At 66.4% G+C, this 25,145-nt stretch carries 15 protein-coding genes; 4 read left to right on the forward strand and 11 right to left on the reverse strand.

Annotated features, from left to right (window positions below; genetic code table 11):
* Positions 1-7: 7 nt before the first annotated feature.
* The 5 genes from mscK to JLK41_RS02730 all read right to left on the reverse strand — a co-directional run bounded on the left by mscK (position 8) and on the right by JLK41_RS02730 (position 9,580).
* Entirely contained in the window at positions 8-3,358 is a 3,351-nt protein-coding gene (mscK, locus tag JLK41_RS02710; RefSeq protein WP_210390288.1) for a mechanosensitive channel MscK, read from the reverse strand.
* 114 nt (positions 3,359-3,472) lie between these two features.
* On the reverse strand, positions 3,473-5,218 hold the full coding sequence (locus JLK41_RS02715) for a potassium/proton antiporter (protein ID WP_210390289.1): 1,746 nt from the start codon (positions 5,216-5,218) through the stop codon (positions 3,473-3,475).
* A gap of 201 nt (positions 5,219-5,419) precedes the next feature.
* A complete protein-coding gene (locus JLK41_RS02720) occupies positions 5,420-7,225 on the reverse strand; it encodes an acyl-CoA dehydrogenase (protein WP_210390290.1) in 1,806 nt (601 codons plus the stop codon).
* A gap of 121 nt (positions 7,226-7,346) precedes the next feature.
* Entirely contained in the window at positions 7,347-8,399 is a 1,053-nt protein-coding gene (locus JLK41_RS02725) for an NAD(P)H-dependent flavin oxidoreductase (RefSeq protein WP_210390291.1), read from the reverse strand.
* Positions 8,390-9,580: a YbfB/YjiJ family MFS transporter gene (locus tag JLK41_RS02730; protein WP_175253221.1), complete on the reverse strand. Its 1,191-nt coding sequence runs from the start codon at positions 9,578-9,580 to the stop codon at positions 8,390-8,392. Before JLK41_RS02730 ends, JLK41_RS02725 begins: the two co-directional genes overlap by 10 nt.
* Positions 9,581-9,674: 94 nt before the next feature.
* On the opposite strand from JLK41_RS02730, the gene JLK41_RS02735 reads away from it, so the two are divergent.
* Positions 9,675-10,562: a LysR substrate-binding domain-containing protein gene (locus JLK41_RS02735; protein ID WP_179553297.1), complete on the forward strand. Its 888-nt coding sequence runs from the start codon at positions 9,675-9,677 to the stop codon at positions 10,560-10,562.
* A gap of 26 nt (positions 10,563-10,588) precedes the next feature.
* A complete protein-coding gene (locus JLK41_RS02740; RefSeq protein WP_210390292.1) occupies positions 10,589-11,443 on the forward strand; it encodes a 23S rRNA (adenine(2030)-N(6))-methyltransferase RlmJ in 855 nt (284 codons plus the stop codon).
* A 69-nt stretch (positions 11,444-11,512) separates the two neighbouring features.
* On the opposite strand, the gene JLK41_RS02745 is transcribed toward JLK41_RS02740, so the two are convergent.
* The 4 genes from JLK41_RS02745 to JLK41_RS02760 form a co-directional block, all read right to left on the reverse strand.
* Complete coding sequence (locus JLK41_RS02745; RefSeq protein WP_047587891.1) at positions 11,513-12,766, reverse strand: HD-GYP domain-containing protein; 1,254 nt, start codon at positions 12,764-12,766, stop codon at positions 11,513-11,515.
* Between the two features lie 61 nt (positions 12,767-12,827).
* The gene (locus tag JLK41_RS02750; protein WP_134676063.1) at positions 12,828-13,025 is read right to left on the reverse strand and encodes a putative motility protein; all 198 of its coding nucleotides are present in this window, start codon (positions 13,023-13,025) and stop codon (positions 12,828-12,830) included.
* Between the two features lie 15 nt (positions 13,026-13,040).
* Positions 13,041-13,694: a peptide-methionine (S)-S-oxide reductase MsrA gene (gene msrA, locus JLK41_RS02755; protein ID WP_037049787.1), complete on the reverse strand. Its 654-nt coding sequence runs from the start codon at positions 13,692-13,694 to the stop codon at positions 13,041-13,043.
* A 50-nt stretch (positions 13,695-13,744) separates the two neighbouring features.
* Entirely contained in the window at positions 13,745-16,450 is a 2,706-nt protein-coding gene (locus tag JLK41_RS02760) for a sensor domain-containing protein (protein ID WP_047587893.1), read from the reverse strand.
* Between the two features lie 166 nt (positions 16,451-16,616).
* Between JLK41_RS02760 and JLK41_RS02765 the strand changes: the two genes are divergently transcribed.
* Positions 16,617-17,123 (forward strand): hypothetical protein, encoded by a 507-nt coding sequence (locus JLK41_RS02765; protein ID WP_037049782.1) that lies wholly within the window; start codon positions 16,617-16,619, stop codon positions 17,121-17,123.
* A gap of 170 nt (positions 17,124-17,293) precedes the next feature.
* Here JLK41_RS02765 and aceF read toward each other — a convergent pair whose 3' ends face one another.
* On the reverse strand, positions 17,294-19,267 hold the full coding sequence (aceF, locus tag JLK41_RS02770; protein ID WP_210390293.1) for a dihydrolipoyllysine-residue acetyltransferase: 1,974 nt from the start codon (positions 19,265-19,267) through the stop codon (positions 17,294-17,296).
* Positions 19,268-19,278: 11 nt separating this feature from the next.
* Positions 19,279-21,924, reverse strand: coding sequence for a pyruvate dehydrogenase (acetyl-transferring), homodimeric type (aceE, locus tag JLK41_RS02775; RefSeq protein ID WP_047592756.1), 2,646 nt, complete (start codon positions 21,922-21,924; stop codon positions 19,279-19,281).
* Positions 21,925-22,195: 271 nt separating this feature from the next.
* On the opposite strand from aceE, the gene glnE reads away from it, so the two are divergent.
* Complete coding sequence (gene glnE, locus JLK41_RS02780) at positions 22,196-25,138, forward strand: bifunctional [glutamate--ammonia ligase]-adenylyl-L-tyrosine phosphorylase/[glutamate--ammonia-ligase] adenylyltransferase (RefSeq protein WP_210390294.1); 2,943 nt, start codon at positions 22,196-22,198, stop codon at positions 25,136-25,138.
* Positions 25,139-25,145 lie beyond the last annotated feature (7 nt).

Consider the following 25,145-nt stretch of genomic DNA (forward strand, 5'->3'; position numbering starts at 1 on the left):
CTGCGGGTCAGGGCGTGGCGGGGGGAGGGGGCGTGTCTTGCACCGCTGCGGCACCCGCCGCAGCAGCCTTGATCAGGTCCTTCTGGTCGAGCTTCTGCTCGCCATGCTCCAGGTTCTTCACGTACACCTCGACCTGGCGGAAGGCGATGTTGATGCCGTTCCTGGGGAATTCCTTGTCGATGAAACGGTTGATTTCGTCGGTGGCCGGGTTGCGGTCGCCGAGGTCGCGCACGTGAATGCGCAGCTCGTGATCCAGGGTGCTTTCGCCGAAATTCAGGAAGTAGGCAATCGGCGCCGGGTCTTTCAGCACCCGAGTGTTTTCCTGGGCAGCCTGCAGCAGCAGTTTGCGCACCAGGTCGAGGTCCGAGCCGTAGCCGACACCGACCTTGAGGGTGACGCGGGTCACGGTGTCGCTCAGCGACCAGTTGATCAACTGGCCGGTGATGAAGGTCTTGTTCGGAACGATGATTTCCTTGTGGTCGAAATCGGTGATGGTGGTCGCGCGGATGCGGATCTTGCTCACCGTACCGGACAGGTTGCCGATGGTCACCACGTCGCCGATGCGCACCGGGCGCTCGAACAGGATGATCAGGCCGGATATGAAGTTGGCGAAGATTTCCTGCAGGCCGAAACCCAGGCCGACCGAGAGCGCGGCCACCAGCCATTGCAGTTTGTCCCAGCTCACGCCCAGGGTGGACAGGGTGGTGACGATGCCGATGGCGACCAGGGCATAGGACAGCAGCGTGGTGGTGGCGTAGGCGCTGCCCTGGGCCAGGCGCATGCGTGACAGCACCAGCACCTCGAGCAGGCCGGGCAGGTTGCGCGCCAGGGCCACGGTGATGGCGACGATGATCAGCGCGCCGATCACGTCCATCAGGCTGATCGGCACCAGGGTGGCGGCCTCGCCGGTGCCGCTGCTGTATTCGTAGAGGTTGACCGTGTCGAGGTAGGTGAATACGCCGATCAGCTCGGCCCAGACCCAGTACAGGCACACCAGGAAGCCGCCCAGCAGGGCCAGGCGGATCAGGCGCAGCGACTGCTGGTTGACCTGCTCGATGTCGAGCGTCGGCTCCTCCACTGCCACCTCGCCTTCCGGGCCGTCCTTGCTCTGCGTCTGGCGCTTGGCCAGCGCGCGCTGGTAGGCCAGGCGCCGCGCCGCGACGCTGAGGCCGCGGACCAGTGTCGCCTCCAGCACCAGCCAGATGATCACCAGATAGAGGGTGTCGATCAGGCGATCGGTCAGCTTGAGCGCCGTGTAGTAGTAACCGAAGGCGACAGCGCCGATCAGTGCCAGTGGCAGCAGGTTGAACGCCAGGCCGATAGCGGTACGTAGCGCCGAGGTGTTCTTGCGCAGCGGCGCGCTGAACTGCAGGTGAAACAGCTGCCAGGCCATCAGGGCGTAGCAGCTCAGCACCACGGCGATGCCGATCACGTCGTTGGCGAGGCTCGCCGGCTGGTGTTCGGCGATGCTCACGACCGCCACCAGCGCCATCACCACCAGGCCCAGGCGGCGCAGGTGCTGGCGGAAGAAGGCGACGTTGGCCGGTGGCCAGTGGAAGTGCAGGATGGCCACGCCGTCCGGCGAGAGAATCCGGTGCAGGGTGTAGAACACCAGCCAGGCTTCCGCCATCTCGTACAGCGCGCCACCCAGGTAGAGGTTCTGGCCGCGTGCATCGTGCAGCAGGGCATAGCCGCAGAGCGCGAGGAACAGCGCCACCGGCAGCGCCAGGATCAGGTTCAGCCCCAGGGCCAGTGGGGTATGCAGCTGGCTGTCGAGCTTGTAGTGGCCGATATCGCCGTGCAGGCTGCCGAGCTTGCGGAACAGGTACTGGCGGCGCCAGAGGATCAGGGCGCAGAGCAGGATCAGCGGCAGGAACACCAGGGGGCGGTCGATCAGGCCCGCGCCCAGTTCGCTGATGGCGATCGCCCAGGGCATGTCGGTGAGCTGCTGCTGCAGGTAGTGCGGCGCCGACTTCAGCCAGTCGAGGTCGAGTGGCTTGTTGCTCGGGATCCAGAACATCTGCTCGTCGATGGTGGCGCGCAGGCTGCTGGAGGTGCTCTGCAGTTCCTTCTGGTTGAGCTGCAGGGTGATCGACTCGTTGAGCAGCGCATTCAGCGAGCGGCTGAGGCGGTCGAGCAGTTCGCGGCGGGTATCGAGCTGGTCGAGCAGGGCGCTGCGCAGTTCGGGGCTGACCTGCTCCCCCGGCTGGTTGTCCAGCAGGTCGTTGACGTAGCGCGACGGGTCGCGAATCTCTTCGCGCTGCTTGTTCAGCTCGAACTGGTACAGGCGGATGTCGGCGATTTCATCGGCGAGCGAGCCATCCTCCAGCTTGAGCTGCGGCAACGCCTGCTTCTGCTGATAGAGAATCTTCGACAGCAGCAGGCTGCCCTGCAGGACCCGGATCTGTTCATCCAGTGCCTGTTCTGCCTGGGCCAGGTTGTCCAGCTGCTGGCGCGTCTGCAGATTCTGCTCGGTCAGGCGGTTGAGGCGATCCGTGGCCCGCAGCAGGTAGTCGGAAAGCTTGAGATTGAGCGTGCTCTCCTTGGCCAGCAGCTTGTCCGAGCTGGCGCGTTCGGCCTCCCGCGACTGTTCGGCGACGGTCTGTTCCGACTCGGCGCGGCGGCGTTCGTTGATCAGGCTCTGCAAGGCCTGACGTTCCTGCTCGGCACGGTTGATGCGCTCTTCGAGCAGGGCGCGCTGGGCGCTGCCGAGGTCCTGCAGCAGGCTGTTGCCGGCCAGCTCCTGGCGGCGCAGCTGGGTCTGCGCCGCGAGCAGCGCGAGCTCCGCATTGAGCTGGTCGCGGCGTTCCCGGCTCAGCGACTTGCCGTCGTAGCGGCCGCTCTTCAGGCTGTCGTTGATCAGTTGGCTGCGCGCCTGGTTCTGGCTGATCTCCGCTTGCGCGCGCTCCGGGCGGGTCTGTGCGGTGATCACCAGGCTGTTGGCCTCGATGATGGCCTTGTTCCAGTCGCTGAGCTGGCTGGAGCGTTCGTTCAGCAACTGCTCCAGCTGGGGCAGGGTGGTACGCGCGTGGCGCTCGGCGATGGGCCGTTCAGGGCTGGCCTTGAGCCTGCTCAGGTCGCGCTGGGACTCGGTGATGAGGCGTGGCGCCTCGTCCAGTTGCTTGCGCAGATCGCCCAGGCGTTTCTCGGCGTCATCGCGATCCCTGAGCATGCGCAGCGTCTGTTCCAGCGTCTGCTTCATGGCCAGCTGCTCGGCTTCCGGCAGCTTGCGGTCGGCCAGGCTGTCCAGGCTCTGCTGGACGTTCTCGGCTTTGGGTGGTTCGTCGGCGAATGCTGGCGGCAGGCCGAGGCACAGGGCGAACAGGACGGCAACGAGGGGCAGGCGCGACAGGTGCATGGTGCAGTGATCTACCGATGGCGGTGGCGACGAAAAGTGCTGGCGACGTGACGCAGGCACGGGCCTGAGGCCCGTGTCTGCTGCTGATGCTAGCAGAGTCCTTGCAGCGGTTTTCTAGAAGTGCAGCCCGGGGCCTGGGCGAGCGCCTTCGGGGAATCTGACGCCAACCTTGCGCACCTTGTTCCCTTCCATGGCGGCCACGGTCCAGGTCATGCCCTGCCATTCCACCTGGTCGCCGACGATCGGTTCGCCGCCGATCTCCTGCGCGATGAAGCGGCCCAGCGGCTGGTTGCCCTCGACGTCGCCGAGCTTGAGGCCGTAGAGCGCTGCCACCGCATTCAGCTCGGCATCGCCCTCGAGCACGAAATCGCCGAAGAAACGCAGGTCCTGGCCGCGCTTGGGCGCCTGGCTGAACAGCTTGCCGAGGGCCGGCAGGTCATGTTCGTGGCCGATCACGCAGAGCAGGTCGCCGGCTTCCAGGCGCGTGCTGCCCGATGGGTGCAGCAGCTCGCGGCCACGGAACAGCGCCGCGATACGCGTGCCCTCGGGCATGTTCAGTTCGCGCAGGGCGGCGCCGATGCACCACTTCTCCGCACCCAGGCGATAGACGAACAGCTCCCACTGGCTGGTCGGGTGCACTTCCAGGCCGGCGCGCGACACCGGTGCCGGCTCCGGCGGTACGGTGACGCGCATCAGTTTGGCCGCCAGCGGCAGGCTGGTGCCCTGCAGCAGCAGGGAGATGATCACGATGAAGAAGGCCACGTTGAAGAACAGCTGAGCGTTGGGCAGCCCGGCCATCAGCGGGAACACGGCGAGAATGATCGGCACGGCGCCGCGCAGCCCGACCCAGGCGATGAACATCCGCTCGCGGTCGTGGAAGGCGCGAAATGGCAGCAGACCGAGGAAGATCGACAGCGGCCGGGCGAAGAGGATCATCCACAGCGCCAGGGCCAGCGCCGGCAGGGCGATGGGCAGCAGCTCGTGCGGCGTGACCAGCAGACCGAGTACCAGGAACATGCCGATCTGTGCCAGCCAGGTGAGGCCGTCGAGCATGTGCAGGATGCCGTGGCGCGAGCGAATCGGGCGATTGCCGAGGAGCAGGCCGCACAGGTAGATGGCCAGGATGCCGCTGCCCCCCACCGCCGTGGTGATGGCGAAGATGATCAGGCCGCCGCTGACCACCAGCAGCGGATACAGGCCGGTGGCCAGCTCCATGCGGTTGATCAGGTTGAGCAGCAGCCAGCCGCCGCCCAGGCCCAGCAGGGTGCCGAGGCCGAACTGCTGCACCAGCTGGATCGGCAGGTCCCAGCTGAAACCGGTCTGGCCGCTGGCGAGCATGGCGATCAGGGTGATGGTGAGGAACACCGCCATCGGGTCGTTGCTGCCGGATTCGATCTCCAGGGTGGAGCTGACCCGTTCGTTGAGGCCGCGGCCGCCGAGCAGGGAGAACACCGCCGCCGCATCCGTGGAGCCGACGATGGCGCCGATCAGCAGGCCTTCCAGCAGGGTCAGGTCGAACAGCCAGGCTGCCGCCAGGCCGGTCAGGCCGGCGGTGATCATCACCCCCACGGTGGCCAGCGACAGCGATGGCCACAGGGCCACACGGAAACTGGAGACCCGCGTGCGCATGCCGCCGTCGAGCAGGATCACCGCCAACGCCAGGTTGCCGACCAGATAGGCCAGGGGGTAGTTGTTGAAGATGATGCCGCCAGGGCCGTCGGTGCCGGCGAGCATGCCGACGCCAAGGAAGATCACCAGGATGGGGATGCCGAAACGTGTCCCGAAAGCGCTGACCAGAATGCTGGCCGCTACCAACAAGGCGCCGATCAAGAACAGATTGTTGATGGCGCTGGCATCCAAATGCGCATACTCCTGGCTGGGTGGATGGAGCGCCGTCATGCATGGCGCGTGCCAGGGATTCTAACCGTAGCCTTCGTACCGCTGTCAAAAAGGTTATTACATTTTCACAAGCCACAAGCCACAAGCCACAAGCCACAAGCCTGAGCGGAGTGCACTGCCGCTTTCACTTGTCGCTTGAGGCTTGCAACCTGTGGCTGCTCTTTAGAACCAGCCGTCCTGCATGCCCAGGCAGGTGTCGTCGCGTGCCTCGAGCACGGCCAGATCGTGGTGGCAGCCCGGCACTTCCCAGGTCAGGAAGTAACGCGCGGCCTGCAGCTTGCCACGGTAGAAGGCCTGTTCCTCGGCGTTGTCGGTGCGCGCCAGGCCCTGTTCGGCGTGAATCGCCTGCTCCAGCCAGCGCCAGCCGATCACGGTGTGGCCGAACACCTTGAGGTACAGCGCCGAGTTGGCCAGGCCTTGATTGACCTTGCCGCTCATCAGGTCGCCGAGCAGTGCCAGGGTGACCGCCTGCAGGCGGGCCACCAGTTGCTCCAGCGGCTGGCGCAGCGGCGTGAGCGACTCGTGCTGGCTGGCGCGCTGGCAGCATGCGTTGATCAGCTTGAGCAACTGCTTGAGCGCGGCGCCGCCGTTCTGCGAGACCTTGCGCCCGAGCAGGTCGAGCGACTGGATACCGTGGGTGCCCTCGTGAATCGGGTTGAGCCGGTTGTCGCGGTAGTACTGTTCCACCGGGTACTCGCGGGTGTAACCGTGGCCACCGAGGATCTGGATCGCCAGTTCGTTGGCCTTGAGGCAGAACTCCGAGGGCCAGGACTTGACGATGGGGGTCAGCAGGTCGAGCAGCTCCAGTGCCTGGGTGCGCTCCTCGGTGGTTTCCAGGGTGTGGGTGTCGTCGAACAGCCGCGCGGCGTACAGGCCGAGGTCGAAGGCGCCTTCGACATAGGCCTTCTGCGTCAGCAGCATGCGCCGCACATCGGCGTGCTCGATGATCGAGATCTGCGCGCTGGACGGGTCCTTGCCGTCCGGCTGGCGGCCCTGCGGACGGTTGCGTGCGTAATCCAGCGAATAGAGGTAGCCGGCGTAGCCGAGCATGATGGCGCCCATGCCGACACCGATGCGCGCCTCGTTCATCATCTGGAACATGTAGGACAGGCCGGCGTGCGGCTTGCCTACCAGATAACCGACGCATTCGCCGTTGTCGCCGAAGTTCAGCGCGGTGGAGGTGGTGCCGCGCCAGCCCATCTTGTGGAACAGCCCGGCCAGGGTCACGTCGTTGCGCGGGCCCAGGCTGCCATCGGCGTCGACATGGAACTTGGGCACGATGAACAGGCTGATGCCCTTCACCCCGGGCGGTGCATCCGGCAGCTTGGCCAGCACCATGTGCACGATGTTCTCGGAGATCGGCTGGTCGCCGCCGGAGATGAAGATCTTGTTGCCCTTGATGCGATAGCTGCCATCGGCATGCGGTTCGGCCCTGGTGCGGATGTCCGACAGCGAGGAACCGGCGTGCGGCTCGGTCAGGGCCATGGTGCCGAAGAAGCGACCGTCGATGATCGGCTGCAGGAAGCGCTCTTTCTGCTCGTCGCTGCCGAAGGCTTCGATCAGGTTGGCCACGCCCATGGTCAGCATCGAGTACGAGCTGGTGGCGCAGTTGGCGGACTGGAAGTGAGCGAAGCAGGCCTGCGACAGCAGGTTGGGCAGCTGCATGCCGCCCTGCTCGAAATCCCGTGTGGCGTTGAGGAAACCGGCTTCGTGGAACGCGCGCAGCGCGGGCTCGACCTCCGGGATCAGCACGGCGCTGCCGTCCACGTACTGCGGCTCGTGTTCGTCGCTCTTGCGGTTGTGCGGGGCGAACAGTTGTTCGGCGATGCCGCGCGCGGTGCTGATCGCCGCATCGAAGGTCTCGCGGTTGTGATCGGCGAACCTTGGGCGTTGGGTCAGGGCTTCGGCGTCGAGTACTTCATAGAGTTCGAAGGCCAGGTTGCGGGCGCTGAGCAGGGTCTCGGACATGGAACGGGTCTCCTGATGATCGTCCGAGTCTAGGCAGTCCGTTGCCCGGCTGCCCAGCATCATCAGCCACGGTGATAAAGCGCCACACCACCCTGGCGATCCCGGCACCGCAGGAGCGGCCTCAGTCGCGATGGGACTCGAAGCCCCGCGCCAGCGCGCGGGTCAGCTCGGCGGCCGGCATCGGCCGGCAGTTGGCGACGTTCTGCCCGGCCCAGAGTGGCGAGAAGTCGCTGTCGCCCCGCGCTTCGGCGGCCGCGCGCAGCGGCGCGATGGCCGCCGTTGCCAGGGGGAAGGTGGGCGCCAGGGGACTGAGCGGGCCCTGCTCGCGCATCAGGCGATTGACGATGCCACGCGCGGGCCGACCGCTGAACAGGTTGGTCAGTGCCGTGTGTCGCGCTGCCGGGCTCTGCAGGGCCGCGCGGTGGAGGGCGCTGGTGCTCGCCTCCGGACACAGCAGGTAGGCGCTGCCGACCTGCACGCCTGCGGCGCCAAGTGCCATGGCCGCCGCCACCCCACGTGCATCGCTGATGCCGCCCGTGGCGATCACCGGGACGTCGAGGGCATCCACGAGCTGCGGCAGCAGGGCGAAAGTCCCCAACTGGCGGCTCAGGTCGTGATCGAGAAAGTGCCCGCGATGACCACCGGCCTCCAGCCCCTGGGCGATCACCGCGTCGACGCCGCGCTGCTGCAGCCACAGGGCTTCAGCCAGCGTGGTGGCGCTGGAGAGGATCCTGGCGCCACTGTCGCGCACCCGTTGCAGCAGGGCGTCGTCCGGCAGGCCGAAGTGGAAGCTCACCACGGCCGGGCGAAACTCCTCGAGCAGTTCCGCCGCCTCGGCATTGAACGGCAGGCGCCCGGGGCCGCCTGCGATCGTTGCCTGATCCACGCCGAATTCCTGGTAGTACGGGGCCAGTGCCTCACGCCAGGTCGCTTCCCGGGCGGCATCCGGCTCAGGTTGCACGTGGCTGAAGAAGTTGAGGTTGAACGGTCGCTGCGTCAGGCCGCGCAGCGCCTCCAGCTCCTGGCGCAGGGCGGCCGGCGTGAGCATCGCACAGGGGATCGAACCCAGGCCTCCGGCCTCGCAGACGGCGGCGGCCAGGCGGTGATTCTGCGAACCGGCCATGGGCGCCTGGATCAGTGGCAGCGGGCTGCCAAACAGGTCATTCACGAGCATGGGGCGAGCTTCCTTTCGGTAGGTGAGTCGGGGGTGGGCGCCCGCCAGGTCCAGAACAATGACCAGAGCAAGGCCAGGGCGCCGATCGAGAAGCTGCTGGTCAGGCTGTGACCGGCGGCGGTCCAGTGTTCGACGAACCAGGGACCGACCAGTTGGCTGCCGCCGTAGAGGCTGATCAGCAGCGCGGCCAGGCGCGGTCCCTGGCTCGGTTTGAGCGCGCGGGCAAGGCGCTGCGTCAGCAGGACGGTGCCGAGGAAGGTGCCGCCGACCAGCACGGCGCTGCCCAGCACACCGACAGGGCCGGGCAGCAGGACCGGCAGGGCGGTCCCCAGCAGTTGCAGCACGTAGTTGACCTGCAGGGCACGGCGGTCGCCGAGCCAGGCACCGACACGATTCCACAGGGTCGCGGAGATCAGGCAGGCCAGGGCAGTCCACCACCAGTTGCCGATTAGCAGGGGATGGCCGGGCGGAAGCTGTTCGCGAGCCAGTGCGGGGAGGAAGGTCAGCGGCAGGATGTAGCCCAGGCCGGCGCCCAGGTAGGCGAGCAGCAGCGGCAGGCTGCGACGGTCGATCAGTCGCCCCGGCGCACTGGCCTGGGCGCTGGCGGGCAGCTGCTGGGCCAGGCGTCGCAACATTCCGGCGCTGATCAGGGCAAGGGGCAGGGCGACCAGCGCGATGGGCAGCCAGCGCAGCGGCCCCTGCCAGGGCGTGAGCACGACCAGCGCGCCGCACAGCAGCATGCCGCCTCCCAGGCCCAGGTAGACCAGGCCACTCAGTGCCGTGGCCTGACGCACGGCGAGCCATTCCAGCACCAGTGCCGGGGCGAGGACGAAGACCACGCCGTTGCTGATGCCGTTGCTCAGGCGCAGGAAGGCCAGCATGTCGATGTCGCGGGTGAATACCTGGGCCAGGGTCAGCCCGGCGTTGAGCAGCAGCGCGACCGGCAGGCCCAGGCGCAGCCCCCGGGGGCTGGCCATGGGCAGGGCGAGCAAGGCGCCGAGCAGGTAGCCCAGGTAGTTCCAGGTGGCCAGCTGGGCGCCCTGGGCCAGACTGAACAGGCCGTCGTCGAGCAGCAGCGGCAGCAGCGGGGTGTAGGCGAAACGGCCCAGGGCATGTACCGCCACCAGTGCCAGGGCGGCGGCGAGGATGGCCTGGAAGCAGTCGCGGTCGAGTTTGAGCATCGGGCCTCCGGTCGTGCTGCGCACCATAGTCGTTGTTCTGTATGGACTGTTAGTGAAAAATACTGCGCTTAGTTTTCACTTTTGGTGAAAGATCATGGATGCCTGGCAACGCCTCAACCCGCAACTGCTGCGCTATTTCCTCGCCGTCGCGCGTGAGGGCTCCCTCAGTGCCGCCGGTGTGCGGCTCAATTGCGTGCCGTCGAACGTCTCGGCGCGCCTGCGCCAGCTGGAGCAGCAGCTCGACACGCGCCTGTTCCGCCGTCAGGGCCAGCGGCTGCGCCTGAGCCAGGCGGGCGAGCGCCTACGACCGCATGCCGAACACCTCGAGCAGCTCTGCCAGCTGGCCTGGCGCAGCGTGCAGGAGGATGTGTGGAGTGGTGACTTGCGCCTGGGCTCCATGGAGACCACCGCTGCCGTGCGTCTGCCCGAGCTGCTCGCGGCGTTCCACCAGCGTGCGCCACGGGTCAACCTGCAACTGAGCACCGGGCCGAGCCGGCGCCTGGTCGAGGAGGTGCTGGCCGGGGAGCTGGATGCCGGCCTGATCGGTGGGCCGTTCGAGCATCCGCAGCTCGATTGCCTGCCGATCTGGCAGGAGGAGCTGATGCTGGTCCTGCCACCCGCCCAGGACGCCGCCAGCCTGGGCGCGCGCCCGCAAACGCTGCTCGGCTTTCCCGAAGGCTGTCACTACCGCGAGCGCCTGGAGCGCTGGGCGCTCGCCAGCGACCTGCAGGTGGCGGCGCGGCAGAGCTATGGTTCGATCGATGCGATCTTCGCCGGTATCGCGGCGGGCATGGGCATCGGCCTGCTGCCGCGCAGCCTGCTCGAGCGCCATCCACGTGTGCACCTGGTGCAGTATCAGGCCATCGCCCCGCAGCTGGGGGCGACCACCACGCTGCTGGCACGGCGCCGCGATGCCGGCGAGCACCCGCCGTTGTCCCTGTTGCTGGAGCTGATGCGCGCGCAAAGTCCGCTCAACGAGTAAACTCGACGGCTGTTTCGGAGACCCTCATGAACTACCGCCACGCCTTCCATGCCGGCAACCATGCCGATGTGCTCAAGCACCTGCTGCTGACCCGCCTGATCGCCCTGCTGTCGAAGAAGGAGGCGCCTTTCGCCTACCTCGACAGCCATGCCGGGATCGGCCTGTACGACCTGCAAGGCGATCAGGCCAGTCGCACCGGCGAGTACCTGGAGGGCATCGGCCGTCTGTGGCAGGCCGAGCAGTTGCCGGATGCGGTCGAAGCCTACCTGGACGTGGTGCGGGCGATGAACCCCGATGGCGCGCTGCGCTACTACCCCGGCTCGCCGGAGCTCGCGCGGCTGCTCAGCCGCGAGCAGGATCGCCTGCAGCTCAACGAGAAGCACCCCGAGGATGGTCGTCTGCTCAAGGACAACATGCGTGGCGACCGCCGCGTGGCCGTGCACCTGGGTGAGGGCTGGCACGTGCCCCGCGCCCTGATGCCCACCCGCGAGAAGCGCGTGTTGCTGCTGATCGACCCGCCGTTCGAGCAGGCGGACGAACTGCAGCGCTGCGTCGAGGCGCTCAACGAGGCGCATGGGCGCATGCGCCAGGCCATCGTGGCGATCTGGTACCCGATCAAGGATGAGCGCCAGCTTGCGCGCTTCTACGCCGGCCTGAGCAAGAGCAATGCGCCCAAGCTGCTGCGTGCCGAGCTGTACGTCCATGCCCCGGACGATGCCAGTCGCCTGAGCGGCTCCGGGCTGGTGATCAGCAATCCGCCATGGGGCCTGGAAGACGAGCTCAAGCAACTGCTGCCCTGGTTGGCCGATGCGCTCGGGCAGAGCCAGGGCGGCTGGCGTCTGGACTGGTTGGTAGAAGAAGCGGCAAGCGGCAAGCCATGAACGCGTAGCCCGGATGCAGTCCGGGACCCGTGGCCGCCGAGCCCCGGAGTGCATCCGAGCTGCCAGGGCTCAACCGCGCTCGTGGTTCGGTTCGATGTGATAGCTCAGGTTGCGCCGCGGGCTGAGGTACTCCAGCACTTCCAGCGGCAGCTGTGACGGGCGCAGGCTGCGCGCGATGGCCAGGTCGCTGTCTTCGGCCAGGTCGACGATCAGCGCTTCGTGCTTGGCCACGCTGGCGTCGTAGAGGATCAGCGTCGGCCTCAGTGCTTGGGTCGGGTTCATGCCCAGCACCAACGCGTAGCGCTCGTCTTCCAGCTGCACCAGGCTGCCAGGCGGATAGATGCCCATGACGCGGACGAAGGCCTTCAGCGCCACCTCGTCGAAGTGCTCGCGCTGCTGCTTGAACATCTGTACCAGCGCCTCGTGCGGGCTCAGGGCCTGGCGCGGGTCGAGCGGGTTGCACAGGCCGTCGAAGTGATTGGTGATGGCCACCAGGCGACTGAGGCGACCGATGCCCGCCTCGCGCAAGCCGCGCGGATAGCCCGAGCCGTCACAGTGCTCATGGTGCTCGTGGATGATGCGCAGCACCTCGTCGTCGAGCATGAGCTTCTGCCCCATGCGCAGGCCGAAATCGGTATGCATTTGCAGCAGCTGCTGTTCCGGGCGGGTCAGCGGCTCCGGCTTGAGCAGCACCTTGCTCGGTACCTCCAGCTTGCCGATGTCGTGCAGCAGCGCCCCCAGGCCCAGGCTGTGGCAGGCCTCGCTGTCGAGACCCAGCTGGCGCCCGAGCAACAGCGCCAGCACGGTGACGTTGAGGGCATGAAAGTAGCTGTCTTCGGCGGCCTTGCCGGTGATGCCGTGCAGCACCACGCCGGGCGCGCCAAGGAGTGTCTCGACCATTTCGCTGACGATGGCGCCGGCCTGCTGCACGGCGTCCTCGGGACGGCTGCGTAGGGTCTGGTTGAGGGTCTTGATGCGTTGGCTGGCTTCGCTGAAGCGCCGGTCGACCTCCGCCAGGCGGCTGCGCAGGTGACGCAGTTTCTGCGCACGCTCCTGGCGGGCCTGATGCTGCGGGTCGACAGGTGGTGCCTCGACTGCGGCTTCGCTGGGGCTGTCGGCCGGCTCCAGCGGCGCGCAGTCGCTGCGTGCCGGGTCGTAGCGCAACCGTTCGAGGTTCAGCGCGCGCAGGGCGCGAATCTGCGCTTCATCCTTGATCTTGAAGTTGCTGAAGGCGAAGTCGTGCTCCCACCAGCTCAGCTCCAGCTGAACGTAGAGGCCGATGCACAACTGCTCGGGAGAAATGTAGGCAGGGCTGGCGGACATGCCGTGTACGCAGAAAGATGGCTATTTGCCGGCAGTGTAGTCCGACAGGCGCGGGCGGTCATCAGGCCATCACGTCGATGCTGTTGCCGAGGTGGGGCGGATTGCTCGGCGCGCTGGCCGGCGCGGCCGACTGCACCAGGCCGGCGATGTTGGCGGCCTGCAGGTCCAGCGTCTTGCGCAGCAGCAGAAGCGACATCTGCGCGGAGATCTGCGCAGATGCCTGGGTGGATACCTGGCTGGCGAGGCTGCTGACTTCCACGAGGGTCTACCGGTTTCAGGATTCAGGGGGTAGACATACGCCTGTTCCGCCGAGGCCGCAATAGCCGTTGGGGTTCTTCGCCAGGTACTGCTGATGATAGGTCTCGGCGTAGTAGAAGGTCGGCGCATTGCCGATCTCGGTGGTGATGGTGCCCAGGCCCGCCTTGTCCAGCTCGGCCTGGAAGCGCGCCTGGCTGGCCAGGGCCGCGTTCAGTTGCGCGGCGTCGTGGCAGTAGATCGCCGAGCGGTACTGGGTGCCCTGGTCGTTGCCCTGGCGCATGCCCTGGGTCGGGTTGTGCGCTTCCCAGAACACCTTGAGCAGGGCCTCGAAGCTGGTCTGCTGCGGATCGAACACCACCAGCACCACTTCGGTGTGCCCGGTCAGGCCCGAGCAGACTTCCTCGTAGGTCGGGTTGGGGGTCAGGCCGCCGGCATAGCCCACCGCCGTGCTGTACACGCCTGGCTGCTGCCAGAAGCGTCGCTCGGCCCCCCAGAAGCAACCCAGGCCGAATACGGCCTGCTGCAACCCGGCAGGGAAGGGCGGCTTGATCGGGTGGCCGTTGAGGTGATGGACATCGGCCACCGGCAGCGGCTCGTTGCGCCCCGGCAGAGCCTGTTCGGCGCTCGGCAGGGCCAGCTTGTGGACGAGTATCTGGGAACGCAGAACCATGGCGGTCTCCTGAAGGTGGGCAGGTCTTTGACTTGGTGTGACGCCGCGTATTACAGCCGCTGGTCGGCCTGTGGGCGGCAGGGGTAGCGGCGCAGGCTGTCGATCAGCTCACGGCCCGAGATCGGTTTGTCGAACAGGTAGCCCTGGCCGACATCGCATTGCTGGCGCCGCAGGAAGCCGAGCTGGGCGCCGGTCTCGATGCCCTCGGCGACCACCTTGAGCTTGAGGTTGTGGGCCATGGCGATCACCGCCGAGGTGATCTCCATGTCGTCCTGGTTGTCGGGAATGTCCTTGATGAAGCTGCGATCGATCTTGATCACGTCGATGGGGAATTTCTTCAGGTAGCTCAGCGAGGAGTAGCCCGTACCGAAGTCATCCATCGCCAGGGTCAGGCCCAGGCTCTTCAGGCGGCCGAGCTGGTGGCGGGTGTCTTCGGTGGCTTCCAGCAGCAGGCTCTCGGTCAGCTCCAGCTCCAGCAGCCGAGGGTCGAGCTGTTCCTCGTTGAGGATGGCGGCGACGGAACCGACCAGGTCGGGGTCGGAGAACTGCTTGGGCGACAGGTTGATCGCCACCTGCAGCTGCCCCAGGCCGATGGCGGCGATCTGCTTGCTCATGCGGCAGGCCTGGCGCACCACCCACTTGCCGATGGGGATGATCAGGCCGGTTTCCTCGGCCACGCTGATGAACTGGTCCGGGCGGATCATGCCCTTTTCCGGGTGCTGCCAGCGCAGCAGCGCTTCCATGCCGAGCAGTTGCCCGCTCTTCAGGCAGAGCTTGGGCTGGTAGAAGACTTCCAGTTCGTTCTGGGTCAGGGCGCGGCGCAGGTTGTTCTCGACGAACAGCTTGTAGTTGGCCTCGGCGTTCAGGGCTTCGGTGAACAGCTGCACCTGGTGCTTGCCGTTGGCCTTGGCCTTGTGCAGGGCCAGGCCGGCGTGCTTCATCAGGGTCTGTGGGTCGTCGCCGTGCTCCGGGGCGATGGCCAGGCCGACGGAGCCGGTGATGCTGATCAACTGGTTGTCGACGAACAGCGGCTTGTCCAGCGTCTGCAGGACCTGCTGGGCGATGCGCATACCGCCGTCCTGATCGCTGCCATCGAGGAGGATGGCGAACTCGTTGCTGGCGAAGCGCGCCAGCGTGCCCTGGGTGCCAAGGCTGTTGCGCAGGCGCCGGGCCAGGGCCGAGAGCAGCTTGTCGCCGGTCTGGTGGCCGAGGCTGTCGTTGATGCGCTTGAAGTTGTCGATGTCCACCAGCAGCAGCCCCATGGGGCGCCGGGCATGGCGCGCGAAACGCTCTTCCAGGCTGCGGATGAAGGCGGGCCGGTTGCCGAGGTTGGTCAGGTTGTCGGTGTAGGCCAGGCGCTCGATACGTTGCTGCGCCAGCTTGGCGTCGGTGATGTCTTCGTAGATGCCGATGTAGTGGGTCAGCTCGCCATCGTCGCCGTAGACCTTGGAGATCGACAGATGGCCCCAGTAAGGCTCCTGGCTCTTGCGCCGGCTGCGGAACTCGCCTTGCCAGCTGCTGTGCTCGGCCAGGCTGGAATCGGCGTCGAACAGCAGGTCGCTGAGGTTGGACAGCGCCGGCAGCTCGGACAGGCGGTGGCCGCAGACTTCGTCGCTGCTGTACAGGGTGATGGCGGTGAAGCTCGGGTTGACGTACTCCACGCGGCCGTCGCGGTCGACCAGCAGGAAGGCGCTGGCGCTCTGCTCCACGGCGCGCTGGAACAGGTGCAGCGCGTTGGTGGCGGAGCGCTTCTCCTGATTGATCAGGACCTGGGCGAACTGGTCGGCCAGCTCCCCGGCGAAGGCGATCTCGTCGGCCTGCCAGATGCGCTTGGCGCCGATGTGCTCGAGGCAGAGGATGCCCACCACCTCGCCTTCGATGCGGATGCTGGCATCGAGCATGGAACTGATCCCCAGCGGCTCCAGGTAGGTCGGCTTCAGTTCGCGGGTGCGCAGGTCGTGTTGCGCGTCGTGGGCATCGATGGCGCGGCCGCTGTGCAGCGCTTCCAGGTAGTGGGGGAAGCTGCGCGCATCGATCGGCGGCAGTTGTTCGTGGCGATCCAGGTCGCGGCGGTACAGCGAGATGCAGTCGAGGCTCTGGCTGTTCAGGTGCCAGATGCCCGCACGGGCGACGCCGTAAACCTCGCAGGCAGCCTGGGTGATGAGCTCGGCCGCCTCCTGCTGCGGATCGCTGGAGACATAGCGCTGGCGCGACAGGCGCACGATCAGCTGCTGCTGGGTATGCGAGCGGGCCAGGTGCTGCAGGTGGTCGCGCTGAGTGCGCTGATACTGCTGCAAGGCGTTGCGCAGGTTCTGGTTCTGCGCCAGCAGCTCGCTCTCGTCGGGGGTATGGGCGGCGAGGCTTTCATCGGCGATCAGCAGGTAGCCACGCAGCAGCTGACGGTTGTGCTGCCTGAAGGGCTCGCCCATCTCCAGCAGGTTCAGTGCGCCCTGTGGCGTGTGCAGGGTGTAGCGCACCAGGTAGTGCTGTCCCTGCAGCAACTGTTGCTGGATGCTGTCGTGCAGGCGATAGCGTGCCTCGGGCTCCATCAGGCTGGCGTAGGGGGCGTCGATCAGCGCACACAGATCGGCGGCGCTGATGCCCAGCTTGCGTTCGCAGGCCGGGTCGAGAAACAGCAGTGCCCAGCTTGGCTCGTTCAAGCGCTCGAAACGCAACATGCCGAGCCGTGATGGCACTGGCAACTGCGTCACAACCTCGGCTGCCGAACGGGGGCCGGCATCGGGATGGCTTTTCATTGGGCGTTGGGCTTCCAGTATGCTGACCAGGCGAGGCATCCGTTCTCGGTACAGAGTCACCACCGCCGCAGGGCGCGGTGACATGGACGGAGGCTAGGGCTCAGGCCTACTTCACTATAGCGTTCGGCAAGGGTGCATCATGCAAGCGAGACTGACAAGAAAACTGATGGCCATCGTGCTGGGCGGGGCGCTTTCCGCCGCCTTGCCCGCTGTTTCCAGCGCCGACCAGAGCAAGGCGCTGCAAGGCGATGAGCAGGTCGTCTATCTAGACGGACTCAAGCGTCTCTACCTCACCGGCAACGAACGCCAGGCGCTGCTGGCGCACAGTAACGCACTGCTTGAAACCTACGCCCTGCGCGCCGGCTACCAGGTCGGGCAGGCTCAGCCGGAGGACCTGCTCTATCGCTTCAGCGTCGCCGATACCGGTGAACTGATCCTGCGCGAGGAGCGTCGTGGGGCGGAGGGCAGCGCCATCGCCGTGCACAATCAGCGGCTCGCGGTGTTCGGTGTCGATCCGTTCATCCGCTATGAATGCCCGACCAGCGGTATCCGTTGCGTGCTGTTCAACCCGGCTGACGGCAGCCCGTTGCTGACGATCGTGCGCGATCACCAGGGCGCGGGCGAGCTGGCCAAGGCACTGAGCTTTCTGATTCGCAACGTGCAGAAGGGCTGAGAACGGGAGGAAGGATCAGCTCCAGGGCAGGTGACAAAAAACTTCCGGGAGAAGTTTTTGACGTTGCTTGCAACGGCCCGAAGGGTCCCTGCCAGGGGTGGTAGGTGACAAAAAAAACCCCGCCTGAACAGACGGGGTTGAGGATGCGAGCGTGGCGTGCTCGAAACGATTTACAGCAGGATGGTGCGGATGTCCGCCAGCAGCTGCGACAGGCGCAGGGTGAAGCGGGCGGCAGCGGCGCCATTGATCACGCGGTGATCGTAGGACAGCGACAGCGGCAGCATCAGGCGCGGCTGGAAGGCCTTGCCATCCCAGACCGGTTGCATGCTGGCCTTGCTCACACCGAGGATCGCCACCTCCGGCGCGTTGACGATCGGCGTGAAGCCGGTGCCGCCAATGTGACCGAGGCTGGAGATGGTGAAGCAGGCGCCCTGCATGTCATCGGCAGAGAGCTTCTTCTTGCGGGCCTTGTCAGCCAGTTCGGCGGCTTCGCCAGCCAGCTGCAGCAGGCTCTTCTGGTCGACGTTCTTGATCACCGGTACCAGCAGGCCATCCGGGGTGTCCACGGCGAAGCCGATGTTCACGTACTTCTTGCGGATGATCGCCTTGCCGCTCGGGGCCAGCGAACTGTTGAAGTCCGGCAGCTCCTTGAGCAGGTGCGCGCACGACTTGAGCAGCAGCGGCAGCACGGTCAGCTTGACGCCGGCCTTCTCGGCCACAGCCTTCTGCGCGACGCGGAAGGCTTCCAGGTCGGTGATGTCGGCGGACTCGAACTGAGTGACGTGCGGCACGTTGAGCCAGCTGCGGTGCAGGTTGGCGGCGCCGACCTGCATCAGGCGGGTCATCGGCACTTCTTCGATCTCGCCGAACTTGCTGAAGTCCACGGTCGGGATCGGCGGAATGCCGGCACCGCCGGTGGCAGCGGCTGCAGCAGCCTGCGGTGCGGCCTTGGCCTTCTGCATCATCGCCTTGACGTGAACCTGCACGTCTTCCTTGAGGATGCGGCCTTTCGGGCCGGTGCCGGCGATGTCCGCCAGTTCGACGCCGAAATCACGGGCCAGCTGACGCACGGCCGGGCCGGCATGCACCTTGGCACCGTCGCGCTTGGGTGCGTTGGCGACTTCGGCAGCCGCCGCCGACAGCGAGGCAATGGCGCGCACTTCGGCGGCCACTTCCGGGGCGGCGCCTTCCGGCACGCGGTGCACTTCCTGGCTGGCTTGCGCCGGCGCAGCGGCCGGGGCAGAGCCGGCCACCTTGAGCTTGAGGATCAGGTCGCCGGTGCCGATCTCGTCATCCAGCTTGACCAGCACTGCTTCCACCACACCGGCAGCCGGCGCGGGGATTTCCATGGAGGCCTTGTCGGACTCCAGGGTCAGCAGGCTCTGGTCGGCTTCGATGCTGTCGCCGGCCTTGACCATGATCTCGATGACCTTGCCCTTGGCGCTGGAACCGATGTCCGGCACGTGCACGTCCTGCACGCTGCTGCCGGTCGGCGCGGCGGCCGCTGCCGGAGCAGCAGCGGGAGCGGCTTCGGCTTTCGCGGCAGCCGGCTGGGCCGCTGCGGCAGCCGGGGCGGCGCCTTCGACCTTGAGCTTGAGGATCAGGTCGCCGGTGCCGATCTCGTCATCCAGCTTGACCAGCAGTGCTTCCACCACGCCGGCGGCCGGCGCGGGGATTTCCATGGAGGCCTTGTCGGACTCCAGGGTCAGCAGGCTCTGGTCGGCTTCGATGCGGTCGCCGACCTTGACCATGATCTCGATGACCTTGCCCTTGGCGTCGGAACCGATGTCCGGCACGTGCACGTCCTGCACGCTGCTGCTGGTCGCAGCCGCCGGGGCAGCAGCCGGAGCGGCCGCTTTCGGGGCTTCGGCCGGTGCCGCCGCGGCTTTCGGCGCAGGCGCCGCTTGCGCGGCACCCTCGACTTCCAGCACCAGCAGCTCGTCGCCTTCCTTCAGGCGATCACCGATCTTGACCTTCAGTTCCTTGATCACGCCGGCCTTGGGCGAGGGCACTTCCATGGAGGCCTTGTCGGACTCCAGGGTCAGTACGCTCTGGTCGGCTTCGATACGGTCGCCGACCTTCACCAGCAGTTCAATGACCTCGCCTTCACCGCCGAGGTCGGGTACGCGAATCAACTCACTCATCGCTACGCTCCTTAGCAGTCCAGGGGGTTGGCTTTATCGGCGTCGATGCCGAACTTGGCGATGGCATCTGCCAGCACCTTGGCTTCGATCTCGCCACGGTCTACCAGGGCTTCCAGGGCGGCCAGCACGACCCAGTTGCGGTCCACTTCGAAGAAGTGGCGCAGCTGCTTGCGGCTGTCGCTGCGGCCGAAGCCGTCGGTGCCCAGGACCTTGTATTCCTTGCTCGGGACCCACTGACGAACCTGCTCGGCGAACAGCTTCATGTAGTCGGTGGAGGCGATGACCGGCCCCTTGCGACCGTTCAGGCACTCTTCGAGGTAGGTCTTCTTGGGCTTCTGGCCCGGGTGCAGGCGGTTGCTGCGCTCCACGGCCAGGCCGTCGCGACGCAGTTCGTTGAAGCTGGTGACGCTCCACACATCGGCGCCGATGTTGAACTCGTCGCGGAGGATCTTCGCCGCCTCGCGGACTTCGCGCAGGATGGTGCCGGAACCCAGCAGCTGCACGTGGTGCGCGGCTTCCTTCTTGTCTTCCTCGAGCAGGTACATGCCCTTGATGATGCCTTGCTCGACACCTTCCGGCATGGACGGCTGCTGGTAGGACTCGTTCATCACGGTGATGTAGTAGAAGACGTCCTGCTGCTCTTCGGTCATCTGGCGAATGCCTTCGCGGATGATCACGGCGAGCTCGTAGCCGTAGGTCGGGTCGTAGGTGCGGCAGTTGGGAATGGTCGCCGCCAGCATGTGGCTGTGACCGTCTTCGTGCTGCAGACCCTCGCCGTTGAGGGTGGTACGACCGGCGGTGCCGCCGATCAGGAAGCCACGGGTGCGGCTGTCGCCAGCGGCCCAGGCCAGGTCGCCGATACGCTGGAAGCCGAACATCGAGTAGAAGATGTAGAACGGCAGCATCGGCTGGTTGTGGCAGGAGTACGAGGTGCCTGCGGCGATGAAGGAACTCATGGCGCCGGCTTCGTTGATGCCTTCCTCGAGGATCTGACCTTTCTTGTCCTCTTTGTAGAACATCACCTGGTCTTTATCGACCGGCTCGTAGAGCTGACCGACCGAGGAGTAGATGCCGAGCTGGCGGAACATGCCTTCCATACCGAAGGTACGGGCCTCGTCCGGAATGATCGGGACGATGCGCTGGCCGAGTTCCTTGTCCTTGACCAGCTGCGCGAGGATGCGCACGAAGGCCATGGTGGTGGAGATTTCACGATCGCCCGAACCGTCGAGGATGGCCTTGAGGGTATCCAGCGGCGGGGTGGGGATGCTGAAGCTCTGCTGGCGACGCTGCGGTACGAAGCCGCCCAGCGCGTTGCGGCGCTCGTGCAGGTACTTGTACTCGGGGCTGCCCGGCTCCGGACGAACGAACGGCAGGTTCTCCAGCTCTTCGTCCTTGACCGGAATGTCGAAGCGATCGCGGAACTGGCGCAGGCTGTCGACATCGACCTTCTTGGTGTTGTGCGCGGTGTTCTTCGCTTCACCGGCGCCGGTACCGTAGCCCTTGATGGTCTTGGCCAGGATCACGGTAGGCTGGCCGCTGTGGTTGACCGCCTGATGATAGGCCGCGTAGACCTTGTACGGGTCGTGGCCGCCACGGTTGAGCTTCCAGATCTCGTCGTCGGAGAGGTCCTTGACCATCTCCTGCAGCTCGGGGCTGTTGAAGAAGTGCTGGCGTACGTAGGCGCCGTCTTTGGCCTTGTAGTTCTGGTATTCACCATCGACCACTTCGTCCATGCGGCGCTGCAGGGCACCGTCCTTGTCCTTGGCGAACAGCGGGTCCCAGAAGCGGCCCCAGACCACCTTGTTGACGTTCCACTGGGCGCCACGGAACACGCCTTCGAGTTCCTGAATGATCTTGCCGTTGCCGCGAACCGGGCCGTCGAGGCGCTGCAGGTTGCAGTTGATGACGAAGATCAGGTTGTCCAGCTTCTCGCGGCCCGCCAGGGAGATGGCACCGAGGGATTCCGGCTCGTCGCACTCGCCGTCGCCCATGAAGCACCAGACCTTCTGCTTGCCGGCCGGGATGAAACCGCGCGCTTCCAGGTACTTCATGAAACGCGCCTGGTAGATCGCCTGGATCGGGCCCAGACCCATGGATACGGTCGGGAACTGCCAGAAGTCCGGCATCAGCCAGGGGTGCGGATAGGAGGACAGGCCCTTGCCGTCGACTTCGCGACGGAAGTTCTTCATCTGGTCTTCGTCGATGCGGCCTTCCATGAAGGCGCGGGCGTAGACGCCAGGGCTGGCGTGGCCCTGATAGAACACCAGGTCGCCGCCGTGCTCGTCGGTCGGGGCCTGGAAGAAGTAGTTGAAACCGATGTCATAGAGCGTCGCCGAGGAGGCGAAGCTGGAGATGTGGCCGCCCAGATCCGGGTCGTCCAGGTTGGTGCGCATCACCATGGCCAGGGCGTTCCAGCGCACCAGCGAGCGGATGCGGCGTTCCATGAACAGGTCGCCGGGCATGCGAGCTTCATGGGTAACCGGAATGGAGTTGCGGTACGGCGTGGTGATCGCGTAGGGCAGTTGCGCACCGCTACGGGTGGCCAGCTCGCCCAGACGGGTCATCAGGTAATGGGCTCGGTCTTCACCCTCACGGTCGAGGACGGATTCAAGGGCGTCCAGCCATTCCTGGGTTTCGATCGGATCGAGGTCTTGCATGGCTTGCTCCAGGGCGGAAAGGCTTCCAGAATCGGAGGCCAGTTGGGTCTCGCCGGCTTTTTGGGCGGGCAAGTTGAAATTCTTGGATTTACCGGGGGTAGGACCGGCCGCTTGTAGTTTTACTACATTTCGACGGCGGATTCAGCCCTCTGGATACAATTCTTTAGTAGTAAAACTACAATTCGCGGCGCTGCCGGCCGCGCGTGCCCCGCAGGAGCGGGGTTCCGGGCGTTTGCACCGTGCGTCCGGCAGTCCGCCAAAAGGATAGACCATGAGCCTGCCGTTGCTGGTCGAGTTGCCCCCTTCCCTGATCGCTCTGTCCGAACGCGCCGAGCAGTCGCTGCAGGCCGCGCTGGCCGAGCATGAGGGGCTGTCTGCGCGCTTCGCCGCCTGGCCGCAGGCGCGGCATGATGCCTGGCGACAGGTCGCGGCCCTGAGTGATTTCGTCGCAGAGCAGGCGCAGCGTGATCCACAGATGTTCAGCGCGCTTGCCGAGTCGGGGGAGCTGGAGCGCAGCCTGGCGCCGGGCGAGCTGCGTCAGCAGCTGCAGGCGCTGTTGGCCGACTGTGCCGATGAGGAGGCGCTGGGACGTTGCCTGCGGCGCTTCCGCAGCCGCCAGCAGTTGCGCATCATCTGGCGTGACTTCAGCCGTCAGGCGGCGCTCGGCGAAACCTGCCGCGACCTCTCCGACCTGGCCGACGCCTGCATCGACCTGGCCTACCACTGGCTCTATCCGCGCCATTGCGAGCAGTTCGGCACCCCGACCGGCCGGCGCAGCGGCCAGGCGCAGCACATGGTCATTCTCGGCATGGGCAAGCTCGGCGCGCACGAGCTCAATCTGTCCTCGGACATCGACCTGATCTTCGGCTACCCGGAGGGCGGCGAGACCGAGGGCGTGAAGCGCCCGCTGGACAACCAGGAGTTCTTCATCCGCCTGGGGCAGAAGCTGATCAAGGCGCTGGACGCGATCACCGTCGACGGCTTCGTCTTCCGTACCGACATGCGCCTGCGCCCCTATGGTTCCTCCGGTGCGCTGGTGTTCAGCTTCAATGCCCTGGAGCAGTACTACCAGGATCAGGGACGCGACTGGGAGCGCTACGCGATGATCAAGGCGCGCGTGGTCGGCGGTGACCAGCAGGCGGGCGCCGAGCTGCTGGAGATGCTGCGGCCCTTCGTCTACCGCCGCTACCTGGACTTCTCCGCCATCGAGGCACTGCGCTCGATGAAGCAGCTGATCCAGCAGGAGGTGCGGCGCAAGGGCATGAGCGAGAACATCAAGCTCGGCGCCGGCGGTATCCGCGAGATCGAGTTCATCGCCCAGGCCTTCCAGCTGATCCATGGCGGGCGCGATCTCAGCCTGCAGCAGCGGCCGCTGCTCAAGGTGCTGGCCACGCTGGAAGGGCAGGGCTACCTGCCGCCAGCGGTGGTCGCTGAAATGAAGGAGGGCTACGAGTTCCTGCGCTACGCCGAGCATGCCCTGCAGGGCATCGGTGACCGGCAGACGCAGATGCTCCCGGCGGACCCGCTCGACCAGGCGCGCGTGGCGGCGATCATGGGCTTCGCCGACTGGGCGAGTTTCCACGAGCGCCTGATGCGCTGGCGTGGGCGCATCGAATGGCACTTCCAGCAGGTGATCGCCGATCCCGACGAGGATGAAGCGCAGGGCAGCGAGGCCTGTGTCGGCGCTGAATGGCTGCCGCTCTGGGAAGGCGCGCTGGATGAGGAGGGCGCCGTGCAGCAGTTGCAGGAGGCCGGGTTCGGCGAGGCCGGAGCGGCCTTCCGGCGCCTGGTCGACCTGCGCAATGGCCCGCAGGTGCGGGCCATGCAGCGCCTCGGGCGTGAGCGGCTGGATGCCTTCATTCCGCGCCTGCTGGCCCAGACCATCGAGCACGACAGCCCCGACCTGGTGCTGGAGCGCGTGCTGCCGCTGGTGGAAAAGGTGGCGCGGCGTTCCGCCTACCTGGTGTTGCTCAGCGAGAACCCCGGCGCGCTGGAGCGCCTGATCACCCTGTGTGCGGCCAGCCCGTGGATTGCCGAGCAGATCGCGCGCTTCCCGCTGCTGCTCGACGAACTGCTCAACGAGGGGCGGCTGTACTCGCCGCCGCTGGCGCCGGAGCTCGCCGCCGAGCTGCGCGAGCGGCTGATCCGTATTCCCGAGGAGGACCTCGAACAGCAGATGGAAGCGCTGCGCCACTTCAAGCTGGCGCACAGCCTGCGCGTGGCGGCGTCGGAGATCGCCGGTACGCTGCCGCTGATGAAGGTGTCGGACTACCTGACCTGGCTGGCCGAGGCGATTCTCGATCAGGTGCTGGCGCTGGCCTGGCAGCACACGGTGCAGCGCCACGGCCGCCCGTCGCGTGCCGATGGTACGCCTTGCGATCCGGATTTCATCATCGTCGGCTACGGCAAGGTCGGCGGCCTGGAGTTCGGTCATGGCTCGGACCTGGACCTGGTGTTCATCCATGATGGCGACCCGCAGGCCGAGACCGACGGCGCCAAGCCTATCGACGGGGCGCAGTTCTTCACCCGGCTGGGGCAGCGCATCATCCACCTGCTGACGACCCAGACCACGTCCGGCGCGCTGTACGACGTGGACATGCGCCTGCGTCCATCCGGCGCGGCCGGGCTGCTGGTCAGTTCGCTGGGGGCCTTCCAGCGTTACCAGGAAAACGAAGCCTGGACCTGGGAGCACCAGGCGCTGGTCCGTGCGCGGGTGCTGGTGGGCTGCCCGCGCCTGGCGGGCGAGTTCGCCCGCGTGCGCGCCGAGGTGCTCGGGCGCCAGCGTGACGTGGTCGCGCTGCGCGGCGAAGTCAGCGAGATGCGCGCGAAGATGCGCGACAACCTCGGTACCCGCGCCACGGCGGCCGGCACCGGGGAAAACGCCTTCGATGCGGCGAGCTCCTTCGATCTGAAGCAGGATGCCGGTGGTATCGTCGATATCGAATTTATGGTGCAATACGCGGCTCTGGCCTGGTCGTGGCAACACCCGCAACTGCTTGAATTCACCGACAACATCCGCATCCTCGAGGGGCTCGAGAGGGTCGGTCTGATGTCGGCGGAAGATGCCGGGTTGCTCCGCGAGGTCTACAAGGTTTACCGCTCGGCCGCTCACCGCCAGGCGCTGCAGAAGCAGCCCGGGGTGGTGCCGGGCGATCAGTTCCAGGATGAGCGCCACGCCGTGATGCGGCTGTGGCGTCAGCTGGAACTGGGTTGATGGCCGC

Origin of the sequence: Ectopseudomonas khazarica (assembly GCF_017915135.1) — a bacterium.
GTDB classification, from domain to species: domain Bacteria; phylum Pseudomonadota; class Gammaproteobacteria; order Pseudomonadales; family Pseudomonadaceae; genus Aquipseudomonas; species Aquipseudomonas khazarica.

Coding starts and splice junctions, on each gene's coding strand:
- JLK41_RS02730 (WP_175253221.1), bottom strand. CDS start 9,580: ATGCTCAAACTCGACCGCGACTGCTTCCAGGCCATCCTCGCCGCCGCC.
- mscK (WP_210390288.1), bottom strand. CDS start 3,358: ATGCACCTGTCGCGCCTGCCCCTCGTTGCCGTCCTGTTCGCCCTGTGC.
- JLK41_RS02765 (WP_037049782.1), top strand. CDS start 16,617: ATGGCCATCGTGCTGGGCGGGGCGCTTTCCGCCGCCTTGCCCGCTGTT.
- JLK41_RS02725 (WP_210390291.1), bottom strand. CDS start 8,399: ATGCTCGTGAATGACCTGTTTGGCAGCCCGCTGCCACTGATCCAGGCG.
- JLK41_RS02740 (WP_210390292.1), top strand. CDS start 10,589: ATGAACTACCGCCACGCCTTCCATGCCGGCAACCATGCCGATGTGCTC.
- glnE (WP_210390294.1), top strand. CDS start 22,196: ATGAGCCTGCCGTTGCTGGTCGAGTTGCCCCCTTCCCTGATCGCTCTG.
- JLK41_RS02720 (WP_210390290.1), bottom strand. CDS start 7,225: ATGTCCGAGACCCTGCTCAGCGCCCGCAACCTGGCCTTCGAACTCTAT.
- aceE (WP_047592756.1), bottom strand. CDS start 21,924: ATGCAAGACCTCGATCCGATCGAAACCCAGGAATGGCTGGACGCCCTT.
- aceF (WP_210390293.1), bottom strand. CDS start 19,267: ATGAGTGAGTTGATTCGCGTACCCGACCTCGGCGGTGAAGGCGAGGTC.
- JLK41_RS02735 (WP_179553297.1), top strand. CDS start 9,675: ATGGATGCCTGGCAACGCCTCAACCCGCAACTGCTGCGCTATTTCCTC.
- JLK41_RS02745 (WP_047587891.1), bottom strand. CDS start 12,766: ATGTCCGCCAGCCCTGCCTACATTTCTCCCGAGCAGTTGTGCATCGGC.
- msrA (WP_037049787.1), bottom strand. CDS start 13,694: ATGGTTCTGCGTTCCCAGATACTCGTCCACAAGCTGGCCCTGCCGAGC.
- JLK41_RS02760 (WP_047587893.1), bottom strand. CDS start 16,450: ATGAAAAGCCATCCCGATGCCGGCCCCCGTTCGGCAGCCGAGGTTGTG.